1 protein-coding gene is annotated in these 1,079 nt (G+C 36.6%); it reads right to left on the bottom strand.

The genetic code is table 11. From position 1 onward, the window contains the following. Positions 1–549: 549 nt before the first annotated feature. A complete protein-coding gene (locus B155_RS0112685; RefSeq protein WP_018128628.1) occupies positions 550–972 on the bottom strand; it encodes a hypothetical protein in 423 nt (140 codons plus the stop codon). Positions 973–1,079 lie beyond the last annotated feature (107 nt).

The raw sequence follows: 1,079 nt of genomic DNA, 5'->3' as shown, positions 1-1,079 counted from the left end.
ATTAGAACTCTCTTTTCCGACCCAAATGAAATAGGTAGAAATAGATATAAAGAATATTCCTAAAACTAGATTTACCATTGGCAACATAACGACCCCGCGTTTAAGCGGCGAGTCTGGTTATTAAAATTAAAGACCCGAAGCGCGTTCGAGTCCGACTTAAAACGCTTGTTATAGGCGTACTGGTTTAACAAGCTTAGCTAGATAGGTGGAAAGATTGAAGAAAATTCTTTTTGGAAATAAAACAAGACCTAAAGCTATTATTGAAAATGATATTGGTACTTGTAAGAATCTTCTTCTAGGAATCGGGTCTGTTATTTCAACTCCATTAACAGTTAGTGATGAATCTTGATTTAAGACTGAAAACAAAAGGAGTATCGAAAATAAAAGGAGTGCGATACCAAAGTTTCTGAAATACTTTTTAGGCCTCCGTATTGCTCTTAAACCAGTTGTATTCATTTCCTAAGCCTATAACGACCCTGCGTTTAAGCGGCGAGCCGAGTTATTAAAATTATAGACTCACACTTCGTCCGAGTCCGCTTGAAACGCTTGTTATACAAACTGTTTGAGTGCTGATTCATATTCCATTTTTGAAAATGTAAAAGGACCAATTTCATTGTATTCAGCTAACAATTCTTCATCATAATTATTTTCGAAGCCAAAATCTTTCCATGTATATGTTTCGGCACTTTCTTCAATAGAAACGGTTATTGCTCCACATCCTAAATCACCGCATTCAGGACAAATATAAATTGGTATTCTTCCGGAATTAAGTTCAGAATTTTCTTTCAATAAAAGCTGGCTCACAGCCTCTTTATCAAACTCGGGCTTAAAACTTCCAATAATTCCTACAAGGTCTTGAGTAGGAAGTAACTCAAGCAAGCTTTTTTCATTGATACAAAATTCCTGGAAATCAACTGAAGTTTTATTCTGACTTCCTTTGCGGTGATTTATTTGAAAGGTTAGCCGATCCATTTTCGAGGTTTGTATAACGACCCTGCGTTTAAGCGGCGAGTCTGGAGTTTAAAATTAACGACCCGAACCACGTTCGAGTCCGCTTAAAACGCTTGTTATGTTGCTAA

It is taken from the genome of Balneola vulgaris DSM 17893 (assembly GCF_000375465.1).
In the GTDB taxonomy this organism is placed as follows: Bacteria; Bacteroidota; Rhodothermia; order Balneolales; family Balneolaceae; genus Balneola; species Balneola vulgaris.
The sequence above is the reverse complement of the archived record's forward strand: the minus strand, read 5'-3'. Positions and strand labels throughout refer to the sequence as shown.